The sequence below is a fragment of the Achromobacter colocynthidis genome, from assembly GCF_057334535.1.
Map to the genome: position 1 here is coordinate 1 of NZ_JBHFIZ010000022.1, position 13,695 is coordinate 13,695.

Genomic DNA, 13,695 nt, shown 5'->3' on the forward strand with positions numbered 1-13,695 from the left:
TGGATTTGACCCTGTATCGCCGGACACCACTTCACCGTTAAGTTGATAAAACGGCGAGACGCCGGAACTCTCGGGGAGAACGATACTTCAACGCACTGTGTGGATGCGATTCGTTGTAGTGCTCGAAGGCCAGAGCCAAGTTATGTGCGGCAGTATTGGCATCGGGCTTGGGCATGAAGGCAACATAATCGCGCTTCATGGTCTTTACGAAGCTCTCGGCCATTCCGTTGCTCTGCGGGCTGCACACGGGCGTGGTCAATGGATGCAGGCCGATCTCGGTGGCGAACGAACGCGTTTTTTCGGCGATGTAGCCCGAGCCGTTGTCGGTTAGCCACTCAATGGGGTGAGGCGGTTTCAACGTGCCACCGAAGCGGTTTTCAACGGCGGCCAGCATCACATCGCGGACGATGTCGCCGCTGTGCCCCGCAGTGGTGGCCGCCCAGCTCAACGCTTCGCGATCGCAACAGTCCAGCGCAAACGTCACCCGCAGCGGTTCACCGTTGTCGCATCGGAATTCAAAACCGTCAGAACACCAGCGTTGATCGCTGCGCGCGACGGCCACGCGGCCATCGTGACGGCGTTCAGGCCGCGCCGGCTGGACCTTACGGGCGATCAATAGATCGTGCGCGCGCATGACCCGATAAATGCGTTTGGCATTCACGGCAGCCTCGCCCGCAGATTCGCGAGATCGACGTATCAAGCCCCAAACTCGTCTATAGCCGTAGCTTGGTAAGTGGGCCACGGTTTGTCGGATTTCATCGAGCAGGGCACGATCATCGAGCTGTCGGCGCCGACGGCCATCGGACCAGTCGGATTGACGGACAAGACGTTGAGCAACATTTGAGCGCGCTACACCAAGGACGTCGCAGACCGTTTTCACTGGTCGTCCTCTGGCAACGAGGGTGAGCGCGCAATCCACTTTCGGGATTTCATGACGTCGACCGCCTCCCGCAGGATTTCGTTCTCCATCGTCTTCTTGCCCAGCAATCGCTGCAGTTCACGTACCTGGGCCAGCGCCTCCGACAGTTCTGAAGCAGGCACCACCTCCTCTCCCGAACTGACCGCAGACAGGCTGCCGTTCTGGTACAGCTTGCGCCAGCCAAATAACTGATTCGGGTTGATGCCGTGCTGGCGCGCGACCGTCGAGACGGTCTTACCCGGCTCGAAACTCTCGCGCACCATCGCCAATTTTTCTTCCGCCGACCAGCGGCGCCGCCTCTCGGGCCCGGTTAACACTTCCATCACTGCTTGCTTGGTGTTAGTCAAAAACACAGTCATATGCCTAGTCAGTATTCTAGGTGAGTGATGGTGTCCGGTGACTCAGGGGGGCATTCCAGCAATCTCTCCCGCTTCAAGAAGGATGAGGCCGATGCGTCCGCGCGCGAATTCCTTCAGCGGTATCTGAAGCTGACGCATTGCGACCTCTTCTTTTCCGACGCGGTCATTTTGGTAGAGGGCAACGTCGAGCGCCTGCTTTTGCCAGCCATGATCGAGTCGGCTGCCAAGCGGCTGCGTTCCTCCGCGCTGACCATCCTTGAAGTCGGGGGCGCGTTTGCGCATCGCTTCCAGGAACTTATCACCTTCGTCGGGCTTACGACGCTGGTCATTACGGACCTTGACAGTGTGACGGTCAAGACGGATGACGAGAAGGCCGCCACGCAAGCGGCCGGTGCTGACATCGCAGTGGACGATGACACCGATTTGAAGCCCTTCGAGGTTGAAGACGACGACGCGACACAACCGAGCGGCAAGAAGAAGTCTAAGAAGCGTGGCAGCACCTGCCATGCGCACGTGGAAGGTGCCGTCACGTCCAACCAGACCCTCATCAGCTGGGTTCCAAAGAAGCGCTCGGTGGCCGAGCTCTGGGAAGTTCCGCCAGAGCAGAAGACGTTGTCGCTGGCGGAAGGCTCTAGTGCAGCAGTCCGCGTGGCCTATCAGACAAAGATTTCGGTGACGGTGGGTTCGGCGACCTCGCAGTTATGCGGCCGCACGCTTGAGGAGGCCTTTGGTCTTGAGAACGCTGACTGGTGCCAAGCTGAGGCCAATCGGGCGATCGGCCTCAAGCTGAAGCACGCACCCAGCAGCCCCGAGGAACTTGCTGAGAAGTTGCATGACAGGGTAGTCGGCAAGAACTTCGACAAGACCCGCTTCGCGCTGGAAGTCCTTGCAAGTGGGCCGCTCAATGGATGGAAGGTTCCCGCGTATATCGCCGAGGGGCTGGTCTGGCTCGAAGCGACAGTGGCCCATGAACTTGAGGCGGACGCGGCCATCACCACCGAGGTCTCAACGATCGGTCCGACTGTGGCCGGCGCTGTCGCGGTCATTGTGGGCGGGGAGCAGGCGTCATGAGCAGGCGAGTCGATAGCCCGGACACCGATGCCGACCGTGAGATCCACGCGTGCATTGCCGCAACCCCCCCGCAGCCATTTGTGGTTCGTGCAGGCGCAGGTTCCGGCAAGACAACCTCCCTCATCAAGGCGCTGGACTGGGTGATGTCGGAGCACGGCGCCAGCATGCGGGCGAAGAAGCAGAAAGTCGCCTGCATTACCTATACAGACCTCGCCGCCAATGAAATCCTAGCGGACGTCAACGCCGATCCCCTGGTTCATGTCTCGACGATCCACAGCTTCTACTGGGCCATTGCCAAGACGTTTCAAGCCGACATCAAGATCTGGCTGAAGGACGACATCCGCAGGCGGATCTCTGAGCTGGAAGAAGAGTTCAAAAACTATGGCACGCGTGTTCGGCAAACCACGCGCGACAGGAACACGGCCGATCAGGAGCGCTATGCCCGAAACCTGGAAGCTTTGGACGGCGTCAGGATGTTCAACTACGGCGTCGGCAGTGACTACGCAAGAGGCGTCCTTGGCCACGAGGACATCCTCAAGCTCGCTGACTTCTTGCTACAAAACCGCCCTCTGTTCCGACGGGTCGTGGCGCTGAACTACCCATTCGTGTTCATTGACGAGAGTCAGGACACGTTCCCGGGCGTGGTGAAGTCCTTCAAGGAAGTTGAAACCCAGATGCGTGGTAAGTTCTGCCTTGGCTTTTTTGGCGACCCGATGCAGTCGATCTTCATGAGGGGGGCGGGGGACATCCCGCGCGAAGACCATTGGCGATTCATCACGAAGCCGGAGAACTTCCGCTGCGCCAAGCAGATCCTAGACGTCGCCAACGCCGTGCGCGCGCAGGGCGATGGCATGGAGCAAGTCCGCGGGCTGCACGAGAAGGTCGATGGAGTATTCAGTCCCGTGGAGGGCTCGGCCCGGATGTTTGTCCTGCCCAACACGCTAAACAGGACTGAGGCCCTTGCAAGGGTCCGAGCATGGAGCGCGGTAGCGAACAGCGATGAGGGTTGGACTACCCCGGACCTCGCGGTCAAAATTCTTGTAATCGTGCACCGCATGGCAGCAAATCGGCTAGGCTTCGGCGGAATCTACTCGGCGCTGAATGACAAGACGTCGGAGGCCATGAAGCAGGGGATGCAGGATGGTACTGGCTGGCCAGTTCGACCCTTCCTCAGTTTCGCGCTGCCGATCGTTGCAGCGATGAACGCCGGCAACGAGTTCGCAACGATGAACCTTCTCCGAGAGTTCAGCCCCCGCCTGGCGCCTGCCGCCCTGACTGGTCGCCGTGCCGCGAGCGTCCTGCGTGAGCTGCACGCGGCCGTTTTGAGACTCGTCGCCATGCTGGCCGAACCCGGCACCACGGTTGGTGACATAGCCATCCATCTCCGCGACTCAGGCCTATTCGAGTTCGACGAGCGCTATGAGCGAGTGCTTGGTTTCGTCGCAGACGTCGGTGACGTTGCTCAGGATGCCGAAGCCGCTGATGTCGCTCCTGCCGAAGGGCGATCCTCGGATGCGGCAATGCTCAAATTCTTCCAGTGCGCCGCACAAGAGCTTCGGCCATACGAGCGATATGTCTCTGAAGGCTCCCCCTATGCCACGCAGCATGGCGTAAAGGGGGCTCAGTTCGACCGCGTTGTTGTGGTGATGGACGAGGAGGAGAGCGACTACCGAACGTACAACTACGAGCGGGTCTTCGCCAGCGCCGACGCCCGAGCGGCAGATCGTGCGCGAGCCCAGGACGGCGATGAAAACACCTGGAGCCGAACGCTGAGACTGCTCTACGTCTGCTGCACTCGCGCCAAGCGGGGGCTGGTGCTGGCGTTCTTTGTTGCCGACCCGGAGACGACCGTAGAAACCGTCGTGGCGAGCGGGATCTTGCCGCGGAGCGCAGTCCTTACGCAGGAGGCGCTAGCCACACTGCTGCCGGTTCGCGCATGAGGAAGCGCGGCTGCTCGCATACAGGTTTGCTTCCGGGGCAGGCTGGGGTCTGCGTCGCTCTAACTGCCATGCCTTCTGGCCTGGGAAGATCGTGGCAACTATGACGCAGCATCCCGCGGTTCAAAAATTCTCCGTTAGCTAGCGACCGAAGGCGTCGATTTCAGGTGGACGCAGGACCGGAATCTGCGCACAGCAAGAGTTGGTGGACGCACATCCGAACTTTCGCTTTGGGTCGAAAACTGCCTGTCATCGACGACCGCTCCCGGCCAAAAGCAGAGGTCGCTAACCGGAGGTCCGGTTAATAAGTGGCTGAATGAGATGTCGCGAGATAGCAGGAACTCAACATAAATCCTGTGAACTTGCATTACGTACAAATGCAGCACTTCAGACGGATGATGTCCATCCTATTCCCTAGACTCTACCGCCTACCACCATGATTTCTCCCAACGGGCTGCTCCTGGCCCCGAACCGCCAATTTTTTGCCACATACTGGTATGTAAGCGGTGGTGACAAAATATTCATAAACAGTTAATCTCCATGCTCATGGATTTTCGTTACATGTACTGGACATAGCTTCCAGCCATCCAAAACCGTTTTATATAAGTCTCATACTCCTCTATGAAACACGCCGCTATACGACAAGTCTTGGAGCGTGCGGAGCGCGCAAAATCGGATTCCGACTTTACATACTTCTTCTCCCTTTTGCTCGCAGCGGAGGCGCTCGCAAAAACAATCGTTTTGGGAATCGTCGCATCTATCGCAGACGACAAAGACCGTAATCGCTATCGACTAGAGCACCGACTGGTTCGTTCGGATGGATTGGGTGACTGGGGTAGAGTGCTGGAGGATGCACTAATCGGCCCTGCTTCGCAATTTTTGCTGACCGAAGCTAGGCAAGAGCAAGCCGAACTAACACGATCATGCAGAGAGGGGGAGTGGCAATATGATGCGACTGCATTACTGAAAGCTGCTCTGATGCATCTTGAGATTGATGCAGAGGAAGTTCCCACCAAGTCGGATCTAAAGAGATGGTTCCGACTTTTTGCGACTCTTCGAAATAAAACGCGCGCTCATGGAGCCACGTCATCAGAAAAATCAGCTAAAGCTGCAGAACTCATAGCACAGAGCATTAAGCTGATCTACGATAACTTCAGATTGTTCCAGCGCCCTTGGGCGCACCTGCATCGGAATTTGAGTGGCAAGTATCGCATCTCTGCTATAACGGACGACGTTTCCTACTTTACGTCGGCAGTGCGAGTTCACGACGTCCAGTTTGCGAATGGCGTATATTTGTTTATGGGAAGCCCGCGCCATATTCGTTTGATGCAGACCAACGCCGAACTTCACGATTTCTTTCTCGCCAACGGCGGACTGAACGCGAAAAAATTCGAACTATTATCTTATTACACTGACGACAAAGCCGACGGGGACGGCACGCTTTTCTTGACCCCGCCTGGCGTTCTTCCTCCCAGCGAGACGCAAGGACGTGGGGAATTAGTGCCTTCCGGCAATTGCTTGACTAATGCTCCAAATTTGGCGCGGGACTACATTGACAGGCCAGCGCTCGAATCAGAGCTAATAAAGCTTCTGCTAGATGAAAAGCGCCCGATTGTTACCTTGCTGGGACGCGGCGGCATTGGCAAAACATCCTTGGCTTTAAAGGTTATTCAGCATCTCTATACAGAACAAAGGTACGAAGGGGTTGTTTGGCTTAGCGCTCGTGACGTAGATCTGCAACTTACGGGACCAAAACCAGTACGCCCGCTCGTTCTCGCTCCCGAGGATATGGGAAAGTTCTACGCGGAGCTCGTGCTGCCTTTAGACAGAATTCAAGCAAAGGATTTCGACGCTCGCGTATTCTTGGAGGGCCAACTGCAAAATTGCGACCTTGGCACCTGTCTATTTGTCTTCGACAATTTCGAGACCACGCAAAATCCGATAGAAATGTTCAATTGGATCGATGCGTTTATTCGACTTCCCAATAAGGCATTGATTACCACCCGGCTTCGTGAGTTCAAGGGCGACTATCCACTTGAAGTGGGAGGTATGAATGATCAGGAAGCCCGATTACTCATTGCCCAAACTGCTTCTGATCTTGGCATTACTGAGATTCTCGATGGCGGCTACATTGCTGATTTACTTAATCGGTCCGAAGGTCATCCCTACGTAATAAAAGTTTTGCTGGGTGAGGTGGCTAAGCTAGGACGGACGGCAAACATTCCTCAACTAGTAGCCGGGACTGAAGACATTCTCACAGCCCTTTTTGAGCGTACATACGCCGCCCTTTCTCCGTGCTCGCAGCGAGCATTTCTTACTCTCTCTGCTTGGAACTCACCTGTTCCTCGCCTGGCCTTAGAGGCGGTCCTAGTTCGCTCAACAGAAGAGAGAAATGAGGTAGAAAAGGGAGTCGAAACGTTATTGCAGTACTCAATGGCGGAAATTCATTTGGCACCTTCGGATAACCAGGAGTTCATAAGCCTGCCTCTTGTTGCAAGTATTTTTGGAAAGAAGAAGCTCAATATCAGCCCATCGAAAGCCGCAATCCAAGCGGATGTGGATTTTCTTCAGATGTTCGGCACGAGCCGTAGGGATGATGTCAAATTGAGCTTGGCCAATAGGCTGGAGACTCTCATTCGCAACATTTCTCGGAGAATTGAGTTAGGAGAAAAATATGAGTTGTTCGCTCCGATACTAGAGATGGTCTGCCGTGCCTATAATCCTGGCTGGCTCCTCATGGCACGCTGGCATATGGAGCAGCGCACCGCCGAAGGTTACGAACTCGCGAAGAACGAGTTGCGGCGTTTTCTTGAAAATAGCCCGCACTCGGGTGAGTCGGCTGAGGCTTGGAAGCTCCTCGGGCATGCATGCTATCAAACGGCAGATACCCTTGGAGAAGTGCACGCGTTTATCGAGCGAGCGCAATTATCTACCGTCCCGTTCTATGATTTATCAAACACCGCAAATCGCCTGAATACGTTGCTTCGGGATCATGGCGGCACTTTCGACCAAGCGCAAAAGCGAGATCTCGTTGGACGGCTTTTGGCAGTTCTCCATGAACGAAAGGCGGAGGCCGGTGGGGATGACCTATCTCGCATGGCGTGGCTGTCTATTCATTCCGGGCAAGAGGCAGATGCGAAGGATTACGTCGAGATCGGACTTGAACTCGATCCGGGCAATTATCATTTAGCGAGGCTTTCTCAGAGGCTTGGGATGGCGTTGCCTGAGTGAGGCTCCTGGAAGGTCCTGCCGTCGTACCATCGGCAAGCGCACAAAAAGTGCCGGACCCCGGGGTTTCCCCACGGATTCCAGTAAAAGCCTCCGAAGGTTGGATCGACGTCCAACTTTTGGGGCCAGCTCAGTTATGCATCAGCTTTTCTTGCTCCAACTGTTAGGAAGATAATTTATATCTATCAGCTTTTCTGATTTTCTTGGTTTTAGGCCTGGAATATTGCCGGGCGTTTCTTTGTGATCGCGCCGACGTTAATCAGGCTTGCCAGTCGATTTGGCATTTGGCTTTGGGCCAGGTTTAAGTGCCATGAATACCACCCCGCCGCCATCCCCACCCTATAAATGTCGCCGCTTGCTGACATGACTGCGCTACTGCCTCGGCGTCCCAGCCTTGGACAATAAGGGATCTAACGGCGGCTCATCCATTGAGCTTGCCGCTAGATCAGCGATCTGATCGCACAGGCTCTCTACTCCGCCCATCAAATTCGATACCGCCCAACCATGCAGCGGCGTGACTCCCGTAGCCCCCGGCTCATTCGCACTATTCCCCACAATCCTCGCAATAGCCCAAATCCCCAAACAAGCCCGCTCAATCTTCCTCAAATCATCAAACCGCACAACGCCAAATTCCGGATCATCCGGCGTGGCCCAACGGTCATAGGTAAAAGGGTGGTCGCTCATCTCGGCGCTCCGGTGTAATTGACGCGATGAAAGAAAGGAGGCCGCCATTGCAGCGGCCACTTGTTCTGTCTTTCCGGCTGTCAACCCGGGCGATCCTTTGGACCACGGGGCAAGTATGCCCCGTTAGGCGACGGAAGCAATGCGGTTCCGTGCCATATTCATCACGCTTTCTCGAACGTAAGCGCAATTGCAGACTACTGATCAGGGAAGTACTAGCAGCCCACCACCAGCGAAAGTCATCTTTGATTCATGCAAAGCAGCCAAGCAAATACCTACTCAGCTACCGCCGCCCCAGCCACCGGCACAAAAAACCGATCCTTCAACTCCTGCAACCCAATCCTCTCCAACATCTCCGTCAACCTCTCCGCAGGCTTCCGGGTCGGCAGATTCTTATACTGCGCCACGATCAGCTCATTCTTCATCGAATGCTCCCACCCGACCAGCTCCGTCACGCTAACCTGATACCCATGCGCCTCAAGCTGCAAGCACCGCAGCACATTCGTAATCTGGCTTCCAAACTCCCGCGTATGCAGCGGATGCCGCCAAATCTCTGCCAGTGGATCAGCCAGCGCCTTGCCCTTATTCTTCCTTAGCACCGAAGCCACTTCCGCCTGGCAGCAAGGCACAACCACGATGTACTTAGCCTTCTTCTCCAACGCAAAGTGAATCGCGTCATCCGTTGCCGTATTACAAGCATGCAACGCAGTGACCACATCAATCGTCGCCGGCAACTTATCCGAAGTAATCGACTCCGCCACAGAAAGATTCAAGAACGACATCCCGCCAAACGCCAGCCGCTTCGCCAGTTCTTCTGACGACTTCACCAGTTCTTCGCGAGTCTCGATCCCATAAATATGGGACCCATTCCCGACGGCATCCTTCTGTTCCTTGAAGAACAGGTCATACAGAATGAACCCCAGATACGACTTACCAGCCCCGTGATCCGCAAGCGTGACGGCGCCACGTTCTTGTTGCACGTCCTTCAGCAACGGCTCGATGAACTGAAACAGGTGATAGACCTGTTTCAGCTTACGGCGGCTGTCCTGGTTCATCTTGCCGTCGCGGGTCAGGATGTGCAGGGCTTTTAGCAGTTCGATCGACTGGCCGGGGCGGATGTCGTGGGTTTTTTCTGACATGGGGGAAGGCAAAGCGCCCCGCACGGGGCGGGGCGCGTAGTGGCGCGGAAAGTGTCAGTTTAACGAAAACGCTGACGTGGCCGCAGGGCAGTACAAAAAGCGGGTCTTAGCCTACGGTGGCAAAAACCGGTTCGCCCAGGTTCAGCATCAAACGATTTGCCCAGGCGAAGATGGCGTCCGAGTGCAGCAGGTCCAGCACTTCGCCTTCGCTCAAGCCCGCATCCTTCAATGCCTGGATGCTGTTGGCGTTGACGTCGGCCTGGGCTTCGGTGATCTGGATCGAGAACTGGGCAATTGCCAGTTCACGCGCCGTCGTGCCGGCGGTGTAGGGGTCTTCGAACACTTGCGCGATCACTTCATTACGCTTGGCCAGTTGTTCGAAGCGCTGCGCGTGGACGGATGCGCAGTACACGCAGCCGTTCACACGTGAGACGACCGTGGAGCCCAGCTCGCGTTCGGCGCGCGACAGGCCGCCTGGGGCGTACATGATGGCGTTGAAGGCGGTGGAGCGCTGGCGCAGGATTTCCGGTTGGTGGACCAGGAACAGGTAGTAGTCCGAGACCTTGGCCTTGGGGTGGCTTTCTTCCAGGACGGCGACTTGTTCCGGGGTGGCGGTGTCGACGTTGACGACGTCGAGCCATGCCTTCCATTCCAGCACTTCGTTGGTGAAGCCGTGGGCCTTGATGACGGCGCCGGGTTCGGTGGCGGCGGTGTTGGGTTCGAAGGGCGCGGGCGGGACGGCGGCGGCGCGGGGGGCTTGGCCTTCCAGGTCTTTCATCGCGATCAAGCCCGCGACCAGACGGGTCTGGTACGACAGGAACGCGATCAGTTGCGACAGGGTGACCACCGCGGGCGTGGTGACGCCGGCTGCGGGCAGGGTCTTCAGCGCGGCTTCGTCGCCTTCGACGGGGTTTTCGATCAGCTTGCGCGTGAATTCCAACACGGCGGCCAGGCGCGGGGTGGAGGCGTCTGACGGCTTGCCGGATTCTGCGACGGCGATGTCGGCGGGGGCTGCGTCGGTTTCCGCCAAGCGTGCGCGGTAGTGCGAGGCCAGCAGCGGCGACGGGCTGATGCGGGTGGCGTACAGCGCGACCAGCAGGCGTTCGGCCAGCGACAAGCCGGGCAGGGCCGGGTCGAACAGGGCGTCGTAGCTGCCTTGCGTGGCGGCGGCGACTTTTTCGCGTTGGTGGCGGACCTGAAAAGTTTTGCTGCCGGGGGTCAGGCCGACGAGCTTGTCGACCAGATCGTTGACGGCGTCATAGACGATGGGTTGTTGTGCCATGGGGATGTTCTCCTTGGTGTCTGATCAGCCGGCGTTGCCGGAAGTACTTGCCGGATGTGCTGTGGCCGATTGCGAGCTTGCGGAATCCGCGCTAGTCGAACTAGACGCTGCCGAAGCCGAAACCGCAGCCGCCCGCGCCTTCACCGCCGCGTCCAAAAACTTCTTCACGCCTTCCCACGATTCCTGGTCGGCGCGTGCGTTGTCTTTGGGATTCCCGCCGCTGGTGCTGATCTTGCCCGACACGGGGTGGGCGTAGACGAGCTGGGTGGTGGGCACGTACGGGAACAGGATCGAGTGGCCGCCGTTTTCGTAGTCGAGCCATTCGACGGGGTAGGGGTGTTTCACGTCGACCAGCTTGTCCTGCACCATCTTCGAGTACAGGCTCGACGGCCACGAGCCATCGTCGGTGGCCGACAGCAGCATGACCGGGCCTTCGATGTCTTCCACGCGAATGCGGGCGCGGGCGACGGCGTCGGGGTCTTGCAGCGCGGTCAGGATGGCTTTCTCGTGGCGATGCGGCGATGGGCCTTCGTCAAACGGCGCCCACGTGGCGGTGCGGTTGTTTTCCCAGACGTGGGGGATGGGCTTGCCGCCCAGCAACCACGTGGGGCCTTCGCGGCCGATCTTGGGGGCGCAGGCGTTTTGGCCGCTGTGGACGACGGCGCCGGGTACGTAGGCGACGACGGCGGACACTTCCTTGGGGAAGGTTGCGCCCAGCAGCAGCACCAGTTCACCGCCGCGCGATTGGCCGCTGATGGCGACAAAGTCGTGCTTGGGCTGAACCTTTTTGCGCAGCCAGCGCAGGCCGGTCTGGAAGTATTCCAGCGGGGTGTTCGAGATGTAGTCGGACAGGCCGGGTGCCTTGAAGTAGGCCAGCGCAAAGGCGGCGTAGCCGCGCGATGCGTATAGAGCCGCGCGGGGTTCGTTGATGCCGCCGCCCGAGCCGTTCAGGATCATGACGGCGGGGTGCGAACCGGGCTTGCTGCCTGCCGGCCGGTACAGCGTGCCGACCAAGCCTTCTTCGCGGACCTCGTGGCGCGTGACGCCATCCAGCGCCAAGCGTTGCGTGAACGTGGCTTGGGCCTGCATGTCGGCTGCAACGCCGGCATCAACGCCGGCATCAGCACCGCCTTCAGCACCGCGTTCAACCGCACCCACACGTGCAACCACATCAGTGACCAAAGCATCGGTCACCGGGTGGTTGAAGTGTTCGCGGCTGGGCGAGTCCACCGGAGCTTGCGACCAGATCAGGCCCATGGGCGACAAGCCGGTGTAGTCGCCCGAAACGGGCGCGTCGCGGGTCAGGTCGACAGCGCCGTCTTCGCCCGCCGTGTAGGCGGCGTGGGCTTGCCACAGCACGCCGTTGCGGCGGGTGCGCGCGGTGATATGCACCGTTTGGCCGGGTGCCACGTTTTCCACCCGGATCTGGCGCGGCACGTCGATCAAGGCGTCCGCGGGGGTGATGGTCAGGGTCGGCGCCATGGCTTATTTACCGGCAGCGGCGGCGGGTTCTTTGGTGACCATCATGGCGGCCGTGCGGTCGCTGGTCATCGGCGTAACCTTCAAGCCCTTCTTGGTGGCCCAGATGTTCTTGTAGTGGAACAGCGGGAAGATGCCGACGTCGTCGGACACCAGCTTGACCGAGTCGCGCAGGATGGCTTCACGCTTGGCCACATCGAATTCCGACGTGGACTGTTCCAGCGCAGCGTCCACCTTGGGGTTGGAGTAGTGGCCCCAGTTGGAGGCGCCCAGGCCCTTCTTGGGGTCGACCGACGCCAGGATGTTGACCAGCGCGTAGCTGCCTTCACCCGTGCCGTTGCCCCACGCCAGCATGCTGACGGCGAATTCGTTCTTGTTGGCGCGGCCCGAGTACACGGCCCATGGCACCACTTCCACTTGGGTCTTCACGCCCACGCGGGTCCAGAACTGCGCCACGGCTTGGGCCGTTTCCGGGCCTTGCGGGTAGCGGTCGTTGGGCACGTGCATGGTCAGCTTGAAGCCGTCGGGAAAGCCCGCTTCGGCCAGCAGCTTCTTGGCTTGCGCGACATCGTTGGGGATGTCTTTCACGTCGGGGTTGTAGCCGAAGGTGCCCTTGGGCATCCACTGGTTGGCTTCGGTGGCCGCGCCTTGCAGGATGCGGTCCGAAATGGCCTTGCGGTTGATGGCCAGGTTCAGCGCCTGACGCACGCGCAGGTCCAGCAGCGGGTTCTTGTCCAGCGGCTTGCCGTTGTTGTCGGTGATGTACTGGTTGGGCGCAGGGTTGAAGCTGGGTTGCAGCAGCATGACGCGCAGGCCGTCGTACGGGTACACCGAGATGTTGGCGGCCTTTTGCAGCTTGGCCAGGTCCGACACCGACACCTTGTCGATCACGTCCACGTCGCCGGCCAACAGGGCGGCGGTGCGCGAGGCGGCGTTGTTGATGTAGCGGTAGTTGACCTTGTCCCACGTGGCCTTCTCGCCCCAGTAGCCGTCGTTGCGTTCCATGATGACGCGGTCGCCCGGCGTGTAGGACACGAACTTGTACGGGCCGGTGCCGACCATGGCCTTGCCCGAGTTGTAGTCTTCGGTGGTGGACTTTTCACCAACGTGCTTGCTGACGACGTGCACGGATGCCAGGTTCAGCGGCAGGTCGGGGTTGGGTGCCTTGGTCTTGACGATGAGCGTCAGCGGGTCCTTGGCGGTCATCGTGTCGATGGTGCGCAGGTAGCCGGCGTACGTTGCCACGCTGCCGGGCACGGCGCGCGCGCGGGTGTAGGAATAGATCAGGTCGTCGGCGGTGAAGGGCGTGCCGTCTTGCCACTTGACGCCTTCACGCAGCTTGAATTCCCAGGTGGTGGGGTCCAGCGGTTTCCAGCTGACGGCCAGGCCGGGTTGCAGCTTGTTCCACTTGTTCTCGATCAGCAGGTCCCAGAAGTGCAGGGCCACCGAGCGGTCGCCGGCGTGGTTGTTCAGCTGCGGGTCCAGGGACGACAGCGGGTCGGCGAAGCCGATCGACAGGTTGTCGGCGGATGCGGCGGCAGAGGCGCCGAGAATGGCGGCGGTCAGGGTCGAAAGAATCAAGCGTTTCATGTTCGGGGGC

General features: G+C 58.8%; 9 protein-coding genes. 3 read left to right on the forward strand and 6 right to left on the reverse strand.

Translation table 11 applies throughout. The annotated features are described in order from the left end of the window. Positions 1 to 37: 37 nt before the first annotated feature. Positions 38 to 1,242, reverse strand: a protein-coding gene (locus ACE04A_RS06925) for an IS3 family transposase (protein ID WP_448716133.1) whose coding sequence is annotated in 2 segments (ribosomal slippage) — positions 38 to 918 and positions 918 to 1,242 — 1,206 coding nt in all. Because the reading frame shifts where the segments join, the coding sequence is not laid out codon by codon here. A 63-nt stretch (positions 1,243 to 1,305) separates the two neighbouring features. On the opposite strand from ACE04A_RS06925, the gene ACE04A_RS06930 reads away from it, so the two are divergent. The 3 genes from ACE04A_RS06930 (at position 1,306) to ACE04A_RS06940 (ending at position 7,517) form a co-directional block, all read left to right on the forward strand. Beyond that, entirely contained in the window at positions 1,306 to 2,349 is a 1,044-nt protein-coding gene (locus ACE04A_RS06930) for an ATP-dependent endonuclease (protein ID WP_448716303.1), read from the forward strand. Continuing rightward, complete coding sequence (locus ACE04A_RS06935) at positions 2,346 to 4,289, forward strand: UvrD-helicase domain-containing protein (protein WP_485819977.1); 1,944 nt, start codon at positions 2,346 to 2,348, stop codon at positions 4,287 to 4,289. The genes ACE04A_RS06930 and ACE04A_RS06935 overlap by 4 nt, the downstream gene beginning before the upstream one ends. Positions 4,290 to 4,907: 618 nt before the next feature. After that, positions 4,908 to 7,517 (forward strand): NB-ARC domain-containing protein, encoded by a 2,610-nt coding sequence (locus ACE04A_RS06940; protein WP_448716301.1) that lies wholly within the window; start codon positions 4,908 to 4,910, stop codon positions 7,515 to 7,517. A 369-nt stretch (positions 7,518 to 7,886) separates the two neighbouring features. On the opposite strand, the gene ACE04A_RS06945 is transcribed toward ACE04A_RS06940, so the two are convergent. The 5 genes from ACE04A_RS06945 to ACE04A_RS06965 form a co-directional block, all read right to left on the reverse strand. Then, positions 7,887 to 8,198, reverse strand: a complete 312-nt coding sequence (locus ACE04A_RS06945; RefSeq protein WP_448716300.1) for a hypothetical protein — start codon at positions 8,196 to 8,198, stop codon at positions 7,887 to 7,889. A 272-nt stretch (positions 8,199 to 8,470) separates the two neighbouring features. After that, positions 8,471 to 9,334, reverse strand: coding sequence for a class I SAM-dependent methyltransferase (locus ACE04A_RS06950; RefSeq protein WP_448716298.1), 864 nt, complete (start codon positions 9,332 to 9,334; stop codon positions 8,471 to 8,473). Positions 9,335 to 9,440: 106 nt separating this feature from the next. Further along, positions 9,441 to 10,616 (reverse strand): CMD domain protein, encoded by a 1,176-nt coding sequence (locus ACE04A_RS06955; protein WP_279994079.1) that lies wholly within the window; start codon positions 10,614 to 10,616, stop codon positions 9,441 to 9,443. Positions 10,617 to 10,640: 24 nt separating this feature from the next. Beyond that, a complete protein-coding gene (locus ACE04A_RS06960; RefSeq protein WP_485819978.1) occupies positions 10,641 to 12,098 on the reverse strand; it encodes an acyl-CoA thioester hydrolase/BAAT C-terminal domain-containing protein in 1,458 nt (485 codons plus the stop codon). 3 nt (positions 12,099 to 12,101) lie between these two features. Next, positions 12,102 to 13,685: an ABC transporter substrate-binding protein gene (locus ACE04A_RS06965; protein WP_264616412.1), complete on the reverse strand. Its 1,584-nt coding sequence runs from the start codon at positions 13,683 to 13,685 to the stop codon at positions 12,102 to 12,104. Positions 13,686 to 13,695: the final 10 nt, after the last annotated feature.

Coding starts and splice junctions, on each gene's coding strand:
- ACE04A_RS06940 (WP_448716301.1), top strand. CDS start 4,908: ATGAAACACGCCGCTATACGACAAGTCTTGGAGCGTGCGGAGCGCGCA.
- ACE04A_RS06930 (WP_448716303.1), top strand. CDS start 1,306: ATGGTGTCCGGTGACTCAGGGGGGCATTCCAGCAATCTCTCCCGCTTC.
- ACE04A_RS06945 (WP_448716300.1), bottom strand. CDS start 8,198: ATGAGCGACCACCCTTTTACCTATGACCGTTGGGCCACGCCGGATGAT.
- ACE04A_RS06955 (WP_279994079.1), bottom strand. CDS start 10,616: ATGGCACAACAACCCATCGTCTATGACGCCGTCAACGATCTGGTCGAC.
- ACE04A_RS06965 (WP_264616412.1), bottom strand. CDS start 13,685: ATGAAACGCTTGATTCTTTCGACCCTGACCGCCGCCATTCTCGGCGCC.
- ACE04A_RS06960 (WP_485819978.1), bottom strand. CDS start 12,098: ATGGCGCCGACCCTGACCATCACCCCCGCGGACGCCTTGATCGACGTG.
- ACE04A_RS06935 (WP_485819977.1), top strand. CDS start 2,346: ATGAGCAGGCGAGTCGATAGCCCGGACACCGATGCCGACCGTGAGATC.
- ACE04A_RS06950 (WP_448716298.1), bottom strand. CDS start 9,334: ATGTCAGAAAAAACCCACGACATCCGCCCCGGCCAGTCGATCGAACTG.